The organism is Pacificispira sp. HM-600 (genome assembly GCF_977993705.1).
On record NZ_OZ388079.1, the window covers coordinates 1,671,544 to 1,683,962 of the forward strand.

The 12,419-nt window shown below is 67.8% G+C and carries 11 protein-coding genes; 3 read left to right on the forward strand and 8 right to left on the reverse strand.

The genetic code is table 11. The features are described 5' to 3' along the window. Positions 1-197 precede the first annotated feature (197 nt). Both ACXZ1E_RS07915 and ACXZ1E_RS07920 read right to left on the reverse strand, forming a co-directional pair. Positions 198-1,424: a glycosyltransferase gene (locus ACXZ1E_RS07915; RefSeq protein WP_458042817.1), complete on the reverse strand. Its 1,227-nt coding sequence runs from the start codon at positions 1,422-1,424 to the stop codon at positions 198-200. A gap of 9 nt (positions 1,425-1,433) precedes the next feature. Continuing rightward, the gene (locus tag ACXZ1E_RS07920) at positions 1,434-2,813 is read right to left on the reverse strand and encodes a glycosyltransferase (protein ID WP_458352088.1); all 1,380 of its coding nucleotides are present in this window, start codon (positions 2,811-2,813) and stop codon (positions 1,434-1,436) included. A gap of 18 nt (positions 2,814-2,831) precedes the next feature. Between ACXZ1E_RS07920 and ACXZ1E_RS07925 the strand changes: the two genes are divergently transcribed. From ACXZ1E_RS07925 to ACXZ1E_RS07935, 3 genes are all read left to right on the forward strand, one after another. Next, positions 2,832-3,425, forward strand: coding sequence for a hypothetical protein (locus ACXZ1E_RS07925; RefSeq protein WP_458042818.1), 594 nt, complete (start codon positions 2,832-2,834; stop codon positions 3,423-3,425). A gap of 79 nt (positions 3,426-3,504) precedes the next feature. Continuing rightward, positions 3,505-4,143 carry an LON peptidase substrate-binding domain-containing protein gene (locus ACXZ1E_RS07930; protein ID WP_458042819.1) on the forward strand — a complete coding sequence of 213 codons (639 nt, stop codon included), beginning with the start codon at positions 3,505-3,507 and terminating at the stop codon, positions 4,141-4,143. A 41-nt stretch (positions 4,144-4,184) separates the two neighbouring features. Next, the gene (locus ACXZ1E_RS07935) at positions 4,185-5,546 is read left to right on the forward strand and encodes a DUF2252 domain-containing protein (RefSeq protein WP_458042820.1); all 1,362 of its coding nucleotides are present in this window, start codon (positions 4,185-4,187) and stop codon (positions 5,544-5,546) included. A gap of 197 nt (positions 5,547-5,743) precedes the next feature. Here the strand turns inward: ACXZ1E_RS07935 and ACXZ1E_RS07940 are convergent, their stop codons facing one another. Genes ACXZ1E_RS07940 through ACXZ1E_RS07965 form a run of 6 tightly spaced genes read right to left on the reverse strand, consistent with a single transcriptional unit; the run spans position 5,744 to position 12,379 of the window. Beyond that, a complete protein-coding gene (locus ACXZ1E_RS07940) occupies positions 5,744-6,634 on the reverse strand; it encodes a ribokinase (RefSeq protein ID WP_458042821.1) in 891 nt (296 codons plus the stop codon). A gap of 20 nt (positions 6,635-6,654) precedes the next feature. After that, positions 6,655-8,286 carry a fucose isomerase gene (locus ACXZ1E_RS07945; RefSeq protein WP_458042822.1) on the reverse strand — a complete coding sequence of 544 codons (1,632 nt, stop codon included), beginning with the start codon at positions 8,284-8,286 and terminating at the stop codon, positions 6,655-6,657. Between the two features lie 24 nt (positions 8,287-8,310). After that, positions 8,311-9,297: an FGGY family carbohydrate kinase gene (locus ACXZ1E_RS07950; protein ID WP_458042823.1), complete on the reverse strand. Its 987-nt coding sequence runs from the start codon at positions 9,295-9,297 to the stop codon at positions 8,311-8,313. 3 nt (positions 9,298-9,300) lie between these two features. Next, positions 9,301-10,170, reverse strand: a complete 870-nt coding sequence (locus ACXZ1E_RS07955) for a dihydrodipicolinate synthase family protein (RefSeq protein WP_458042824.1) — start codon at positions 10,168-10,170, stop codon at positions 9,301-9,303. Beyond that, a complete protein-coding gene (locus ACXZ1E_RS07960; RefSeq protein WP_458042825.1) occupies positions 10,167-11,852 on the reverse strand; it encodes a tripartite tricarboxylate transporter permease in 1,686 nt (561 codons plus the stop codon). The genes ACXZ1E_RS07955 and ACXZ1E_RS07960 overlap by 4 nt, the downstream gene beginning before the upstream one ends. Further along, positions 11,849-12,379, reverse strand: coding sequence for a tripartite tricarboxylate transporter TctB family protein (locus ACXZ1E_RS07965; RefSeq protein WP_458042826.1), 531 nt, complete (start codon positions 12,377-12,379; stop codon positions 11,849-11,851). Before ACXZ1E_RS07965 ends, ACXZ1E_RS07960 begins: the two co-directional genes overlap by 4 nt. Positions 12,380-12,419: the final 40 nt, after the last annotated feature.

Genomic DNA, 12,419 nt, shown 5'->3' on the forward strand with positions numbered 1-12,419 from the left:
GCTTTCCTGCCACTCGTGGCACTATCTCGACCGCCGTAGCTTTTCTGCCATGATCCTGTTCCTGGTTGTCGCAGCCCTATCCACCCTCGGCGTCACGGCGACGATCGTCGTCGTGCTCCGCGACGGCTACCGCCGAGTACCTGTCGACAGCTCGCGCCTGCCGTGACGCGCCAACCGCGCGACGCCGCGCCCGCGCGTCAGAGCGGCGGGGTCGCCGAGTACGCGTCGGTGATGCGCGCGACGTGGAGCACCGGGTTGAACTCGCGGGCCGCTTCGCGTGCGCGAGCGGATGCCTCGACCACCGGGCGGGGGTCGCGCACCAGTGTCGTCAGTAGCTGCGACATCGCTCGAACGTCGGGACCGGCCGCACGGATACCCGACAGCTCCGTACCCTCGGTCAGCGCGGGGTCGACGTAGAAGATCCCGCGCCTGGCCTCGAGCGCCTCGACGATGGTGACGGGCTGGTTGTCGAATCCGAACGACGTCAGGGCGATGAGATGGGCCGCACGCATCCGCTCCTGCGCCGCCTCTCGGGACAGGCGCCCGAGGAATCGCACCGGCGCGTCACCGACGCGCTGCTCCGCGGCTGCGCGCAACGGACCCTCGCCCACGATCTCGACCTCGAAGCTGCCGGGATTCACCACGGCGGCGGTCTGAACCACGGCGTCGATCCACTCGATCAGGCGCTTCTCAGGAACCAAGCGGCCGACCCAGAGGATGCGCAGCGGCGGGCCGGCCTCGGTCAGCGGCTCGCCCACGGGTCCGGGGGCAACGGCGTTCGGCACGACCCGCACCGCCCGGACCCCTGCGGCACGAAGCCGTTCGGCCTGGTGAGCTGAGGGCGAGACCACGATGTCCACCCGCAGGGCGAGCGACAGGGTCAGGTTGCGGAGCGCCGAATCGACGGGCGCCGGTGCGAGTTCGGCACGCGTTGTGGGAAATCCGCGCAGCCAGCGCCCGAAGGCACCGACCGTGGCAGCCAGGGCCCCTCCGAACCCGTCGGGCATATCCGCGCGCCAGAAGAACGTGTGCACGGTCTGGACGGTACGGATGCCTCGAGCCCGCGCAACCGAGACGGCGCCGGCCGACAGCCCGAACTCGGAGTGGACGTGCACGACATCGATGTCACGTTCCGCGAATCCATCCGCCAACCGCTCCCGCAGGCGTTGGGTGTTGCGGATCACGGGAAGCTGGACACCCGGCAGCGTCACCCGAGCTCGCACGGCGATCACGTCACCGCCCTCGTCCTGCCAGCGGCGAAGCGCTCCCCCGTCCGCCCGGCGCGATGCAGGAGCGACGATGACCACCTCGTGCCCTCGGTCACGCAGCAGCCGCGCCTCGTCCAGGAAAGCGCTCTGGGCGCCGCCGAGGTAATCGAGCGAATAGTCGCACACCAGCGCCACCCGACGCACCCCAACGGCCACGGGCTCGCCCTAGTCCTCGACCGGCTGGCCCCGGTACAGAGCCTCGAAGGTGCGCAGCGTCCGGTCGATGTCGTGGATGCGAACGCCCGCGAGCGAGGCCTCCTGCATCCGGCGCCGCTCCTCGGGTGCGGCCGTCAGCACCGTCGTGAGCTTCGCGGCCAGATCGGCGGACGACGCCGGGTCGAAGAGGTACCCGTTCTCGCCGTCGTGCACTAGGTGGGGCAGCGCCATGGCGTTGGCGGCGACGACGGGCAGACCCGAAGCCATCGCTTCCATCGTGGCGATCGACTGCAGCTCGGCCACCGAAGGCATGGCGAACACACTCGCGCGCGAGTACAGCGCCCGCAGCTCGTCTTCCTCGACGCGACCATGGAACGTCACGCGATCGGCGAGCCCGAGCCGTTCGGCGAGCTGCTCCAGATGCTTGCGCTGATCCCCGCCGCCGACGATGTCGACCTGCACATCGAGCGCGGGATCGAGGCCGACGACCGCCTCGAGAAGCAGATCGATCTGCTTCTCGCGGGTCAGCCGCCCGACGAACAGCACGCGGTTCCGTTCGCGCGGGGTGAGGTCGGGCCGATAGTTGGACGCGGCGATGCCACAGCTGATCGGCACGACCCCCGTGATGTCGATCGCAGCCTCGAGAAAGTTCGCGGCGTTGCGCGTCGGCGTCGTCACCGCCCGGGTCATCCGGAACGTGCGGTTGGCGTCCGCCCACGCCCACTTCACCAGCAACCGGTCCATCCACGCCGGCAGGGTCGTGTGGTCGAGGATGTTCTCGGGCATGACGTGGTTCGTCGCGACGACGGGGATGTCTCTCGCAACCGCTTCGCGGGTCAGGCCGCGGCCGATCAGGATGTGCGACTGGATGTGCACGACGTCCGGGCGCACGGAATCGAGGATCCGGCGCGAGTAGGGGCGCACGCGCCACGGCCAGACGAAACGCAGCCAGTCGTGCGGGGGCCAACGGACCGACGGTAGCCGGTGGACCGTCATGGGCTCACCCTCGATGATCTCGATCCCGGGTGCCTTGCGTCGATACGCCTGATTGGGGGCCACGATATGCACGTCATGGCCGCGCTGGACAAGACCCGCGGCGAGGCGTTCGCTGAAGCGGGCCGCCCCGTTGACGTCGGGGAAGAACGTGTCGCAACCCATCACGATGGTCAACGGACGCGCAGAAGCGTTCGCATCCCGGGCGGGCGCCGCTGAGGCGGACTCGCGAGGGCCGCCGTGGGTCTCGGGGGAGCTCACGGGATGCTGGGTGCCAATCTGTGCGGCGGAACGGGGTCGCACGGTCGGGTGCTGCGCGCGGCCCACTCTACCCGAGCGCCCTCGCAGACTCGGGGGCCACGCGCCGCGCCCGCGATCGTGCAGATGATCAGGCATCCGCCCTACTGTGGAGACATGGCAAGACTGCAGGCCGATGCCGATCCGAGCCGCTGGGTGGCGGTGACGGGATCGCTCGGCTGGCGTGGCCGCAGACACCGCAAAGCCGCGATCGGGATGCTCTTGTCACAGGCGAATCGCGCGATGGGCGCGGCCGAGCGCCCCGCGTCCGGCTTCGCGGCGTGGGCGATGAGCCAGGCCGCCCCGCTGCTGATGCGCCGCGCCGAGGGCCGGGTGCTCGTGTGGGTCTGGAAGACCGATCCCGAGCTCGTCGTCCTGTTGGCGCAGGTGCAGGAGGCGACGCCGCAACTACGTACGGCCCGCGCCATGATGCCGATGGAGTACGACGACACCGAATCGTTCCGCGGCACCTATCTCGGCATCGGCGAGAAGCTCGTGATGGATCTGCCGCCCGACGAGCGCACACCACCCTTCGCGACCTACACGTGGGACACCGGGACGCATTTCGTGACGGTCAACGCCGTGTGCAGCGACCGCACGCGATTCGGGACCGTGTTGCCCGCGGTCGACGAGGTGGCTCGAAGCATCCGGCTCGTCGATGACATGACGGTCGGTGAGGGCGCGCAGACGCTCCGGATCGATCCCGCCTGACCCCGCGCGACCGTTCTTCCTCGGGACGGATCATGGCGGAATCGCCCCCACCCCCTCCGACCGGTGGCACCCTGAGAGCATGGCGATCATGCCGATGTTTCCGCTCGAGTCGGTGCTCATGCCGGGTATGCCGCTGCCCCTGCGCCTCTTCGAGCCGCGCTATCTGACGATGTTCGCCGACATCATGGGCAGGGACATCGCGGGCGGGGATGCGGAGTTCGGTGTGGTGCTGATCGAGCGCGGAACCGAGGTCGGCGGCGGCGACCAGCGTTTCTCTATCGGGACGGTCGCGCACGTGCGGGCGTACTACGCCCTCGAGAGCTCGACCATGGTCGTCGCCGGCGGGGGTCGGCGCATCGAGGTCGTCCGCTGGCTCGATCACGACTACCCGCTGGCGGAGGTGCGGGATCTGCCGCCCCTGGAGTGGACGCCGGACCTCGCAGAGAGACACCGGCAGACCGAGCGCTGCGTCCGGAGATTGCTCGCGACGGCCTCCGAATACGTCGATGTGCCGTGGTCCGTCGACGAGGAACTGGCCGACGATCCCGTGACCGCGGCCTGGCAGCTTGCCGGGATGGCCCCGATCCAGACGATCGACCGGTACGCGCTGCTCGGATCGACGTCGCTGACCCAGCTCTTCGATCGGATCGAGGATGTCTGTGCCGAGGCGGAGGAACTGATCCGAATGACGGCGTCGCCACTCGAACTCGACGATTGAGCGTCCACCGGCTGCGCGCTCCCTGACGGCATGATGGGCTCATGAGCGCTGCCGATTCGACAAACGGTGCCCGCTGGGCCCCGCCCCCCTCGCGCGACAGGCAGGCTCAGGCGGGTCGGTCCGCACGTTCGCGCATCCCCCGCGCCGCACTTTCGACGCTCACGACGACGGGTCGCGATCCGCTCGGCATCCTGTCGGAGCAGAACGAACCCCGCGTTCCCGAACTGGTGCCGATTCGACGCGAACGGATGGCGGCGAGCCCCTTCGCCTTCTACCGGGGCGCGGCGGCGGTCATGGCGGCGGACCTGGCGCGCGACCCGCACTCGGGGATCCTGGTCGGCTCCTCGGGTGACGCACACGTGGCCAACTTCGGCTTCTACGCGAGCCCCCTCCGCACCCTCGTCTTCGACCTGAACGACTTCGACGAGGCCGCCTGGGCACCCTGGGAATGGGACGTCAAGCGGCTGGTCGCAAGCATCATCATCGCGGGGCAGGACACGGGCCGCGACGAAGCGGTCGTGCGGGCGACGGCTCTCGCGACCGTGAAGAGGTACGCCAAGTCCCTCTCGTCCGGGCGTCGGCACAGCCCCCTGCACCGCTACTACGAGCACTTCGATGCGTCCGCAGGGATCGACGCGATGGATCCCGTGTCGGCCAACGCCCTGCGTGCCGCCATCCGCGACGCCCAGAGGCGCACGTCCGAGCGCGCCGCCCGGCGCCTGACCGAGGTCATCGACGGGCGAGTGACCTTCGTCGAACAGACCCCGACGATGACGCACGTTTCGGACGAAATCGAAGAAGGACTGCACCGGGTCATCGCCGACTACCTGGCGTCCGCGAACGTCGATGTGCGCATGGTCGTGCAGCAGTACGTGGCATCCGACATGGCCCGCCGTGTCGTGGGCGTCGGCAGCGTCGGCACGCGGTGCTACCTGACGGCGTTCCAGGACGGCGACGGCAACGTCCTGCTCCTGCAGGCGAAGCAGGCCGGGCCGAGCGTCCTGGCCCAGTACGGCGGCATCCACCAGCCGACGAGCCTGACCCAGCACATCGACCTGAACGGCGAGGGCGCGCGCGTCGTGGCCATGCAACGCATCCTGCAGGCGGTGTCCGACCCGTTCCTCGGTCACCTGCGGGCGAACGGCAACGACTATTACGTGCGTCAGTTCCACGACATGAAGGGCGGCATCGACATCGAGACTCTCGAGGATCGCCCGTTCCGTCGCTACGCGCAGGCGTGCGCGATCGTGCTGGCCCGCGCGCACAGCCAGTCGCCCGCCGCTCCCGAGGTCGCCGGGTACATCGGCGGGGGCCGGGCCGTCGCCGAGGCGATCGTCGACTGGTCGTACGCCTACGCGGAGCTGTCCCGTAATGACCACGCGACCTTCGCCGCCCAGTCCTGAGGCCCGCCCAGCGCGCGAAACTTCAGCTATGTACTGAAAACCGCCACCAGCAAAGGTGACATAGGTGAAGTCTCGCGCCGCCCGCCAGGAGTCTTACGAGCCCAAGGGGGCGCGAGACCCGCGAAACTTCGGGTACCTCCGCTCCATGGGCCCCGTCTGGGCGCGCTCGCCTGAACGTGCGCGCGGCCGCCGTTGGCTCACCCCGCGACGATCTCGCGGATCTCCGCGCGGGTCGGAGCCGCATCAGCCGCACCCGGTCGCCCGACTGCCAGGGAGGCCGCGGCCGCGGCGGCGCTCAGCGCTTCGGATAGGTCGGCGCCGGCTGCGAGCCACGCGACGAGGGCTCCCGTGAACGTGTCGCCGGCTCCCGTCGTGTCGACGACCGTGGCGGGGTAGGCCGCCACGGTGTGGATGACCCGTCCCGCACGGGCGACGACCGCCCCGCGCGAACCGCGCGTGACGACGACCGTCCCTCCGGCTTGACTCAGCGCGATCGCGGCATCCTCTGCATCCGGCTCCCCGGACAGGAGGATAGCTTCACCCTCGTTGGGAACGAGGATGTCGGCCAGGGCGACCAGGTCAGCTAGGCCGGTGCGAGCTGGTGCCGGGGTCAGCACGGTCGTGATCCCTCGTTCGCGCGCGTAGGCGAGCGCCTCTCGAAGCAGCGCCGCCGGCCGCTCGAACTGGACGACGAGGTGCGACGAACCCGCGATCACTGCGCGATCCCGATCGTCGAAATCGTGCTGCGCGTTGGCTCCCGAGACGACGACGATGGCGTTCTCGCCGTCGTCGGTCACGGTGATCGCCGCGATACCGGTGGGATCCGCGATCGTCCGAAGCGCGACCGTATCGACGCCGTCACCCGCGAGGCGTGCGCGCAGGAGCTCTCCGAACGAGTCGTCCCCGACCGCGCCCACGAAAGCCACCTCGGCCCCGGCTCGCACTGCGGCGATCGCCTGGTTCAGCCCCTTCCCTCCGGCCCCTGCCTCGAAGGAGGTGCCGAAGATGGTCTCGCCCGGTCTGACGGCCCGCGGCTGACGGACGACGAGGTCCATGTTCGCGCTGCCGAGTACGGCGATTCTGCCCATTCCCTCAACCTCTCCGTGCGTCAGATGCGGACCGAGCCCAAGAGGCTCACCGTGATCCCGATCCGGTCGAACATCGCGGCCTTCGCGATCAGTGCCCTGTCCGCCGTGTCGGCGTCGGGGGCGTACACGACTTGCACGTGGTTGGCCTTATGACGGGCCATGAACTGATCGCGGGTGATGTCGTGCAGCACGACGTGCGCAATCGGCCATTCCGGATTCGTTGCGTACTTGCGGCGCTTCGTCTCATCCGCGGGCAGCTCGACCACGGTACCGCGGAAGATATCCACCTGCAGGATGCCGTCGGCGATGAATACTCTCGACAGGACGACCTCGCCAGGCTTGCTCACACCGTTGATCGTGGCCCCGCCTGCGGGGAAGAACACGTGACCCTGCCTCCAGCCCTCGGCCCTATCCCAGCCCCCCAGGTGCGAAGCCGGAACTGATCCCGATATCTCGTACACCCAGACGAACTGGCCATCGAAGTCCTCACCCCAGCGCACGTCGTGGAGCGTATTGTCGGGCACAAGTCCCATCGCCGTCCACACACGGTCAGTGATGAGCGCGTCGACAGCCACCCCCTCGTCAGCCTCGTTGAAGTGCGGGAACGCGCGACCGGCAAACAGTTCACGCTGACCGTCGCGCGAGAACACCGGCGGTCGTTCGGTCGAGTTCAGGATCCCCTCCGCCAGGTCAGAGGCCGGCGTCAGGTCCTTGAGCCCCTGCTGATACTGGATCCCGACGGCGTCAAGGCCGAAGTCGTCTGCGATGCGCAGCGCCCCGATGTACATCTTCAGCTGCCACTGCACCTGCTCGCGCACGAGCTCAGTCGCGGGGTCCTCGCCGAACATGAAGGTCATGCCGGCCGCGATCAGCCAGTCATATGCAGCATCCGCCTCGGCGTCCGTCACGGTCAGCATCTCGGCGTACAGCGCCGACTGTGAGAGCCGCTCTTTGTAGATGCCCGTCGAGTTCAGGATCTCGTCGTCGAAGATCGCGTTGTACATGCCCATACACCCCTCATCGAACACGCCGATGATGGCCTTGTCTGCGAGCAACTGATCGGCGAGCGCCTCGCCCAACGCCTTTTCGGGGCTCCCCGGGAGCACGGGCAGGTCGCGGACGTGCGAGGCGTCGTGGGTGATCGCACCGGTCTCTGTCCACTCGCGGATGCCTGACACGGACCACTCGTCCGAGAAGTCGACCGACCATATCGTCGAGTAGGGTTTGCCCATCTTGGTGAGTCCCGCGTTGAGGCCGAGCAAGCCCACGAGACCCGGCCATTCGCCCGAGAAATTCGCGACCGTCAGGATGGGACCGGCGTGCGTGCGCAGCCCCGCCAGGACGTGATGCGAGTACTGCCACACCGCCTCGGCAACGACGAGCGGCGCATCGGTCGGGATCTTCTTGAAGACCTCGAGCCCCATGCGCTGGCTCGAGATGAATCCGTGGCCCGTCTTCGGGTCGACCTCGTTTGCCCGGATGACGGTCCACCCGAGCCGCTCGAGCACGCCGGTCACGCCCGCTTCGAGCTCTACCTGCGTCGGCCATCCCGCCGTGTTCGCCGATTCTCGCAGGTCGCCGGACGAAATCAGGTACGCCGTCTTCGGCACGGATGCGGGGCGGGGCGCAGTCATGGGAAGTGCATAAGTCATGGGGGGCTCCTTCGAGAGATCGGGTCATTGCTGTCGGGCTGCAAGTGCATGGGCGACGTCTTTCGTCCCGGCATAGAGACAGAGATAGAGTGCGAAGAGCTCATCGTGCGACGCGGTGGTCCGGGTATCCGGGATGATCGCCTCCGCGACGGGGTTCCAGTTTTCGATTCGGATGGTGTCGGCTTCGGCAAGGGCGCAGGCGGCGAGGAAAGCGGCGCCTGAGCTTGCACCCACGGTCGTTCGCGACACTTCCTGGATGAGTCCGGCCATGTCCGATACCAGCTGCAACCAGAATCGCCTCTGGGTGCCCCCACCGACCGCGACAATGCGACGTATATCGGCATTCTCCGTCACCTTTCGCGCAATGTCCCCCGCCCAGAGGAGTTCGGGCCGCTCGATTCCCCGCGCGAACCGATCCCACCAGGATTCGTGCCACGCCCCGCGTTCGACGTCGTGCAGGGGCGAGCATTGCGACGCCGACTGATGGTCGAGCACGTAGTTCCCAGTGAGGCGAAACGCCCGCCACGAGGCCGGCATGAAGAACTGCCGAGCGCGCGCGTACGCCTCGGGCTCTTCTTCGCAGACCCACACGATCTTGGGGCCCGCTGCCTGTGTCGTGAGTGTCAAGCCTCCGACACGGCTGACCTCATCCACCCCCAGCTCCGCGGTCATCCGCCTTATCTGAGCCGTAGCGCGGGTGTCGACGCCGTAGAGAGCAGCAGGACGCACCGGCTCACCCGTCAGATCGGCGAGGAGAACACAGGAACCCATGCCACTCACTCCGACTGCGACGATCCCGACATCCCGTGGGTCCGTCAGCAACTGCCGTGACAGCTCGACGAATTCGTCCCACCAAATCCCGCCGTCCATCTCGACGTGCCCGGCGCGCGGACGCTCGACCGAATGCGCGACCGTTGCCGACGCAACGGTCCGCCCGCTCGAGTAGTCGACAAGAACTCCTTTGCTGCTCGACGTGCCGATGTCGAGCCCGAGCGTGCAGCGAGTGGCCATCGCTCAGACGTACGCAGTCAGCACGCGATCAAGCTCGGAGATGGCGGCTTGATCGGGCGCCGTGAGAGCCATGCGGCACGTGCCGTCGGCCACACCGAGAATGCGGTAAGCCGCCTTCATGCGGGCCATGTCACCGCCGATGACGGTACAGACATCGTCGACGTCCGCCTGGGCCCGCGCGAGCGCCTCTGGATCACCGGAGGCGGCGGCTGCCACGAGTGCGCGAAACGGAGCGGGGGTAACCGACGAAACGCCGGAGACGACTCCCTGAGCGCCAACCTGACCCGCGGCGACGAGATCCTTGTCGGCTCCCGTGTAAATCACGAAGTCCGCGGGCACTGCCGCGCGGTAGGCGGCGATGTCATCGAGTGAGAGCTCGCTGATCTTGGCGCCGACGACGGCCGGGAGGTCGGCAAGCCTGCGAAGCAGATCGGGGCTGACGGTATTGCCGCTGCGCGCAGGATAGATGTAGATATACAGCTGCCCGTTCCCCACGGCATCCGCGACCTGGCGGAAGTACTCGAACTGTGCCTCATCTGTCGAGGGCAGATAGTACGGCGTCAGCGCCGCGAACTCTCGAGCGCCGAGCGCCTGGGAAATCCGGACGCGGCGCACGGCCTCGAACGCACTCGGCTGGCCGACGTGCACGATGACACGCATCGATCCGCTGAGCTCGTCCAGTGCGAGGCCGATGATCGTTTCGAACTCGGCATCATCGATGGCGGGGAACTCCCCCGTCGTCCCGAGCACCAGCGCACCCTCGTTTCCCGAGCGCGCGACGTACCGGAATATGGAGCGGGTTCCATCTACGTCCAGCACGCCATCGGCGTGGAAGCTGGTAGGAACGGCGGTCACGATGTCTCGGCGGGTCACTTTTCGTCCTTCGGGGCGTCTGCCGGGTTCTCGACGGTCGAGGTCGGCGTGCGGTTGGGTCGGCGCATGAGCTCATCGAGCTCGGCCTGGGTGCGGATCGTGTCGGTGCGGGGGTCCGGCAGGTATTGGAGCGCTGCGTGCTTCTGCTCGATATCGTCGACGACCTCGTCTTCCAGAATCGAATCAGCGAGTGACGCGCGGCTTCCGGCGGGCCGGCGGGCGTTGCGGATGGCGGGAACCGCGATCGACAGCACGGCGAGCGCGAGCAGGACGAGCGCGATCGGGCTGAACACCTCGAAGAACGGACGCGTGGGCAGGATCGCGAGGGTTCTGGCGAAGTTCTCCTCCGCGAGGGGCCCGAGGAGAAGTCCGAGGACGACGGGTCCGGCGGGGACGGCCATCCGCTTCATGAGCAGCCCGATCACGCCGAAGACGAGCATGGTGACGACCGTCGACAGGCTGTTCGACGTCGCGAAGGTTCCGATGATGCAGAAGATCAGGATGCCGCTCCAGAGGTACGGGTGCGGCACGTCCAGAAGCTTCACCATGCCGCGCATGCGCACAAGGCTCAGCGCGAGCGAGAGCAGGGTCGCGATGAGCATGATCCCGGTGATCGAGACGACCAGGTCCGGCCGGTTGGCGAAGAGGTTCGGCCCCGGGGCGATGCCCCAGATGATCATCGACCCGATCATGACGGCCATCACGGAGTCGCCGGGGATCCCCAGCGCCATGGTCGTGGTCAGCGACCCGCCGAGGGTGGCACTCGAGGCCGTGTCGGACGCCGTGATGCCCTCGATCGATCCCTTGCCGAACATCTCGGGGTGCTTCGAGACCTTGCGGGCCCGTTCCCATCCGATGAGCCCGGCGATATCGCCGCCGGCCGCCGGCACGAGCCCGACCCCCAGGCCGACCGCGCCGCCGACGCCGAGCGCACGCCGGGTCTGCTTCAGCTCGGCGCGATTGGGCCACCAGCGGCCCAGACTCGAAACCGGCTTGATCTTGTTCTGGTGGTAGGTGAGCATCTGGTCGAACAGCTCGGCGATTCCGAACAGTCCGATGATGACGGCGATGAAGTTGAGACCTTCGACCAATTCGAGGATGCCGAAGGTGAAGCGCTGATCGGCCGTCGCCGAGTACGTGCCGACGGTGCCGAGCATGAGGCCGAACGCGCCGGCCAGGATTCCCTTGATCATCGACTTCGACGAGATGCCGATCATGATCGCGATGCCGAAGACGACGAGCGCGAACAGCTCAGGCGAGCGGAAGTAGTCGCGGGCGAAATTCGCGACGGGCACGGCTACCAGGGCGAAGAGCACGAGGGATGCCAGGATGCCGATCGCCGACACGATCGCCGAGATCGTCAGGGCGAGCCCTGCGCGGCCCTGCTTGGCCATCGGGTATCCGTCGAGCGTGGTGGCGATGGATGCGGGCGTGCCCGGCGTATTGATCAGGATGGACGGCACGCGGTCGCCGAAGTTCGCGGCGACATAGATCGTCAGCAGCACCGCCAAGCCCTGCACGGGCTCGAGCGTCAAGGTGAAGCCGGCCGCCAGCGCTATCGCCATCGTGGCCGTGATGCCCGGGAAGGCACCGACCATGAAGCCCAGCAGAAGACCGACGAGCATGTACAAGAGGACGGAGATGTCCAGCAGCGCGCTGATCCCATCGACCAAGGGGTTCATAGGGGGATCCTCAGGAGCATGCCGAACAGCACGTAGATGAACGCGGTGAGTGCGAGCGGATAGATGACCAGGCCGAGCCGCTTGCGCTGCCCGTAGACGAGCATGAGCACGAACAGGTAGACAGCGGTCACGATCGGGAAGAGCTCGAACCGGTAGCCGAAGGCGACGATGGATGACAAGGACCACACGAAGACGAACGCCGCGGTGATGGCGAAGGTGACGATGACGCGGACGACGCCGCCCGGGCGCCGGACCTCGAGGTCCTCCCGCGATGGCGCGGGGCGGGCGATCGCGATCACGAGCAGCACGACCGACATCGCCACGCCGAGGGTGCCGAGAAGAAGTGGCCAGGAGCGCGCATCGAGCTGGCCCGGGGCAGCCTCCAGGCGAAGCTCGATCCGCGTAGACAGGAACAGGTATGTCGCCGTGAACGCGAGGGCCACGATCGCCAGGGCGATCTCGAGCGAACGCGCGGGCCGTGCCCCGTCGTGGGTGATGGGCACGTCGGTGCCGTCAGTCGTGGACATCATCGTCTTCTCCGTGAAGGAACGGGGCGGGAAGGATGCC